This is a genomic window from Flavobacterium sp. (assembly GCF_036405015.1).
Lineage (GTDB): Bacteria > Bacteroidota > Bacteroidia > Flavobacteriales > Flavobacteriaceae > Flavobacterium.
The window spans coordinates 1-4,790 of the sequence record NZ_DASWYK010000144.1; the positions used below are offsets into that span (position 1 = coordinate 1).

Annotated in this window: 7 protein-coding genes and 1 pseudogene; 2 read left to right on the forward strand and 6 right to left on the reverse strand. The window is 31.8% G+C overall.

Annotation, left to right across the window (positions count from 1 at the left end; translation table 11 throughout):
- Positions 1-181, reverse strand: a pseudogene (locus VGE71_RS10995) (hypothetical protein); the annotation flags it as partial.
- A 336-nt stretch (positions 182-517) separates the two neighbouring features.
- On the opposite strand from VGE71_RS10995, the gene VGE71_RS11000 reads away from it, so the two are divergent.
- Both VGE71_RS11000 and VGE71_RS11005 read left to right on the forward strand, forming a co-directional pair.
- On the forward strand, positions 518-1,063 hold the full coding sequence (locus VGE71_RS11000; protein ID WP_331138373.1) for a hypothetical protein: 546 nt from the start codon (positions 518-520) through the stop codon (positions 1,061-1,063).
- Positions 1,064-1,126: 63 nt separating this feature from the next.
- Positions 1,127-2,191 (forward strand): serine hydrolase, encoded by a 1,065-nt coding sequence (locus tag VGE71_RS11005; RefSeq protein ID WP_331138374.1) that lies wholly within the window; start codon positions 1,127-1,129, stop codon positions 2,189-2,191.
- Positions 2,192-2,207: 16 nt separating this feature from the next.
- Here VGE71_RS11005 and VGE71_RS11010 read toward each other — a convergent pair whose 3' ends face one another.
- The 5 genes from VGE71_RS11010 to rpmB all read right to left on the reverse strand — a co-directional run.
- On the reverse strand, positions 2,208-2,804 hold the full coding sequence (locus VGE71_RS11010) for a Zn-dependent protease (RefSeq protein WP_331138375.1): 597 nt from the start codon (positions 2,802-2,804) through the stop codon (positions 2,208-2,210).
- A gap of 220 nt (positions 2,805-3,024) precedes the next feature.
- Positions 3,025-3,978, reverse strand: coding sequence for a signal recognition particle-docking protein FtsY (gene ftsY, locus VGE71_RS11015; protein WP_331138376.1), 954 nt, complete (start codon positions 3,976-3,978; stop codon positions 3,025-3,027).
- A 188-nt stretch (positions 3,979-4,166) separates the two neighbouring features.
- On the reverse strand, positions 4,167-4,319 hold the full coding sequence (locus VGE71_RS11020) for a DUF4295 domain-containing protein (RefSeq protein ID WP_070261881.1): 153 nt from the start codon (positions 4,317-4,319) through the stop codon (positions 4,167-4,169).
- Between the two features lie 74 nt (positions 4,320-4,393).
- A complete protein-coding gene (gene rpmG, locus VGE71_RS11025) occupies positions 4,394-4,576 on the reverse strand; it encodes a 50S ribosomal protein L33 (protein ID WP_008253902.1) in 183 nt (60 codons plus the stop codon).
- A gap of 27 nt (positions 4,577-4,603) precedes the next feature.
- A partial coding sequence (gene rpmB, locus VGE71_RS11030; protein ID WP_331138377.1) for a 50S ribosomal protein L28 occupies positions 4,604-4,790 on the reverse strand: 187 nt, incomplete at its 5' end.

Sequence of the window (4,790 nt, forward strand, 5' to 3'; positions counted from 1 at the left end):
TTTTAATTTGAAAAAAATCAAAAGTCTCATTCATCTTGTAATCCTTCTGTTCTCCTTTTTCAAAAACTACTTTTTCAATTTCCCAATAACCATTTAATTTAGCAATATCTGCAGGTTTTATTTCCTGTTTGCAGCTCACAAACAAAAGAGACAAGACCAAAATCATAAAAGTGTTTTTCATATTTTTTTATTGTATTAATAAGAAGCAAAAACCTGCTGTCCGCTGTATCTTTTGCTTTTTAAAGAAAAAAGCAAAAGGATGCCGCTCCCATCAGGGCTAGCGTTTCAGTTTTCAAAAGAAATTTTTGTCGGACTACAAAGGTAGTTTTATAATCATCAAAAGAAACAGTTTATTCATTAATTCTTTCATTAAAAAAGAACATTTTATTGGCCAAAAACAACAATATCACCTTATTTTAATAACATAAAAACTTATTAAGGCTAAAATTAGATTAGAATTTAAAGATCTTTATCCCGTAATTATCCAAAAGATTAAACTTCTATTTCTGAATTAAAAATGAAAAATATAACGATCATACTATTAAGTACAATCCTGCTATTTTTTAAATGCGGCAAACCAACAGAACCTAAATGCAAGCATAATCATTCAGAATTCAAAAAACCACTTCATCTTACACTAGCAAATACAGAATTACAAGATAGCCTTACAACAACAAAAAATACTCTACAAACTTCACCAATTAAAATAACAAAGGCTACATTACTCAAAAACAATTACTCAGACCATAAAGACATTACAATAACATTTAAAAACCTAGGAAAAAAAACTATAAAAGCAATAAAATTTGAATGGTTTTGCTCAAATTCATTTGACGAACCAGCAAATGGAAGATATTTTTATGGAAAAGGGAGATTTACAGAAAATTCCATCCATTTATTAAAACCAAAACAATCAAAAACTGAATTCTGGGAAGATTTTTCTACAGACGCAGATAAAATTATTGAAATAAGGCCATACTACATTGTTTTTACTGACGGAACAAAATGGGAACTTAACGAGGAGCTTAATCATGTATCATTAAAGAGTTTAGAAAAAAAATAATTCTAGAAGGAATTAAACTATTTAGCCTATTTTTGGTCATACCCCAAACCAAAAAACAAAAACATGGCCAAAACCTTTTATGTCATAGTAATTGCTCTATTATCTATAAGCTGTACTAAAGATTCAACAGAATCTGACACAACACCATCAGAAAGCATGTATTTCCCACCTGTAACAGGAACAATCTGGGAAACAAAATCAATAACTGATCTAAAATGGAATCAAAATGCTGTCCAACCTCTTTTAGATTATCTCGAACTCAAACATTCCAAATCTTTCATTATTTTAGTAAACGGACGTATTGTTCTGGAAAATTACTTCAACAACCATTCCGCCAGCATAAACTGGTATTGGGCTAGCGCAGGAAAAACACTAACCTCAACCGTTACAGGAATCGCTCAACAAGAAGGATTACTAAATATAAACAATAAAGTTTCTCAGTATTTAGGAACAGGCTGGACAAGCGAAACTTTAGCACAAGAAAACCTAATAACATGCAAACATCTTTTAACTATGACATCTGGCCTTGATGACGCTACAGACGATGTAGATCCGCAAGATTTAATATACAAAGCAGATGCTGGAACACGCTGGGCATATCATAATGTTTATGTAAAACTGCAAGATGTAATCGAAAAAGCGAGTGGGCAAAGCTGGTCAAACTATTTCAACACTAAATTAAGAGACAAAATTGGCATGAATGGAACTTGGGTTCAACTTGGCGTAAATAGCGTTTACACCAGCACAACAAGAAGTATGGCTCGTTTTGGACTCTTAATGCTAAACAAAGGCAAATGGGAAAATAATGTAGTTTTAAACGAAAATTATTTTAGTGAAGCCACTTCAACTTCTCAAAATATCAATTTAGGATATGGTTATTTATGGTGGTTAAACGGAAAAACATCTTATCATTTACCACAATCGCAACTCACATTTCAAGGTAGTGTAATTTCAACAGGTCCAAGTGATATGTTTATGGCTTTAGGCAAAAACGATCAGAAAATCTATGTAGTTCCAAGCAAGAAAATGGTCGTAATCAGAATGGGAGATGCAGCCGATAATGTTAATCTGGCTTTATCTGATTTCGATAAAGTTTTATGGGAGAAAATCAATGCTTTGTATCAATAATAACAAAAAATGGCATTTAAATTAATTGCCATCCTTTACTCTTTAAAAAGCTTTTGCAGTCGTTGCAGAAGCTTTTTTCTTGATCAAATGGATTGCCACCTTCGGCATCACGCATTAAACAAGTTTTTATTTTACAATGAGGCAATCCTTCTGTGTGCCCCAATTCATGTAAAACCAACTTGTAAAATTGCTCATTTTTATTTTTTCTGGATAATCTAAAATCAGATACAACACAAGCTTTTCCTGGCCTGTAACCTAATCCCATTATTCCCCAGTCTTTAATTCCGTTTTTGGTTGTACTAATATCAGAATGAGACAATCCAACAATGACAGAATCTTTACCAATGTTATTTTTTAGATTTTTAATAATACTATCAGCACGAAATCTATTTCTAGGTTTATAGAAAGATCCTTCGGGAAACTCAATATTTCCCAACAAAACAACTTTCGGATTAATCGCTTTAATTTCAACAAAAACCTTTTGAGCTTGCTTCTGCTGAAAATCGCCTAAAGGCTGAATAACGATAACTTTTTGAGCTTTAACCTCATTTTTACTATTTCTATCTACACAAGAGAAAAGACTAAATAGCAAAAACAAAAGACAATATTTCATAAATCTCAAGCTCAAAAAATTATTTTTTTTTCAACTATCGATTATTTTTTATTCTTTTAAGAACTCCTAAAAAGAACAAAATCACTCCAGCCACCATCAAAATATAATAAATTGAAAGGCTATCCTTTTTCAATACATTTGCCAAAGCTAAACATACAATACTCGCGAAATACAGAGCCATCGAAGAGATGTTTTTCAAAGATTCAAAATTCATGGTATTTTATTTAAAGAAGCTGTCAACGAATTCATATTTATTGAAAACTTGTAAATCTTCAATTCCTTCACCGACACCGATATATTTTACTGGAATCTGAAACTGATCCGAGATACCAATTACAACTCCTCCTTTTGCAGTTCCATCCAATTTAGTTACCGCTAGCGAAGTAACCTCTGTAGCTGCTGTAAATTGTTTTGCTTGTTCAAAAGCATTTTGACCTGTAGAACCATCCAAAACTAAAAGTACATCATGTGGCGCATCTTCAACCACTTTCTGCATAACACGTTTTACTTTTGAAAGCTCATTCATCAAATTGATTTTATTATGAAGACGTCCTGCTGTATCAATAATTACTACATCTGCATTTTGAGCAACAGCTGACTGTAAAGTATCAAAAGCAACAGAAGCTGGATCGCTTCCCATATTTTGTCTCACAATTGATACCCCAACACGATCTGCCCAAACTTGCAATTGATCAATTGCTGCCGCGCGAAAAGTATCTGCCGCACCCAAAACCACTTTATGTCCTGCTTTTTTAAACTGATAGGCTAATTTTCCAATGGTAGTTGTTTTTCCAACTCCATTTACTCCCACAACCATTAAAACATAAGGTTTTTTATCTTTCGGAACTTCAAATTCAGTTGCTTCACCAGTGTTTGTTTCAGATAACAAAGCTCCAATTTCATCACGAAGAATCTGATTTAACTCATCTGTTCCTAAATATTTATCTTCAGCAACACGTTTTTCAATTCTCTCAATGATTTTCAATGTCGTATTTACTCCAACATCTGAACCTACAAGAACTTCTTCCAGATTATCTAAAACATCGTCATCAACTTTAGATTTTCCAGCAACGGCTTTGCTTAACTTCGAGAAAAAAGTAGTTTTTGTTTTTTCAAGACCTTTGTCTAAAGTCTCTTTTTTTTCGGTAGAGAATAATTTTTTAAAAAAACTCATTTTTTGTAGATTATTAGATTTACTAGATTTCATGATCTTCAGTCAGGAAATCCAAATCTTTAAAGAAAGTGCAATTGTTTTTCAAAAAACAGTCAATTGTTACGATTCTTTAAATTTTTAGACAAATATAGGTAATAAAAAAGCTACTTCCGAAATGAAAGTAGCTTTTCTATATAATGTAATTGTAATTATTTCTTTTTCAAGAATTCATCAACTTCTTCAGGAGCCATAATAGATTCTACGAATGTATATGCACCAGTTTTAGGAGATTTTACCATTTTGATGGCTTTTGACAATCTCTTAGAAGCTGTTTGTAACGATGCTACGGTTTTCTTTGCCATGATTCAAATGTTATTGAACTTTTCATAAAACTCGAATGGCCAAACCATTTGAGATTTATAAAAATCTCTAATTATTACTTAATTTCTTTGTGAACAGTTACTCTTTTCAAGATTGGATTAAATTTTTTAATCTCTAATCTATCTGGAGTATTTTTTTTGTTCTTAGTTGTAATATATCTAGAAGTTCCTGGAACACCAGAAGTTTTGTGCTCAGTACATTCTAAAATTACTTGGATTCTATTACCTTTCTTTGCCATCTTGCTATATATTTATTTAGGAAAAGATTATTTGATAAATCCTTCTGACTGCGCTTTTTTCAAAACTGCAGTGATTCCATTTTTATTAATTGTTTTTATCGTAGATGCTGCTACTCTAAGAGTAATCCATCTATCTTCTTCTGGAAGATAAAAACGCTTTTTAACTAAGTTTACAGAAAACTTTCTCTTAGTTTTGTTCATAGCGTGAGAAACG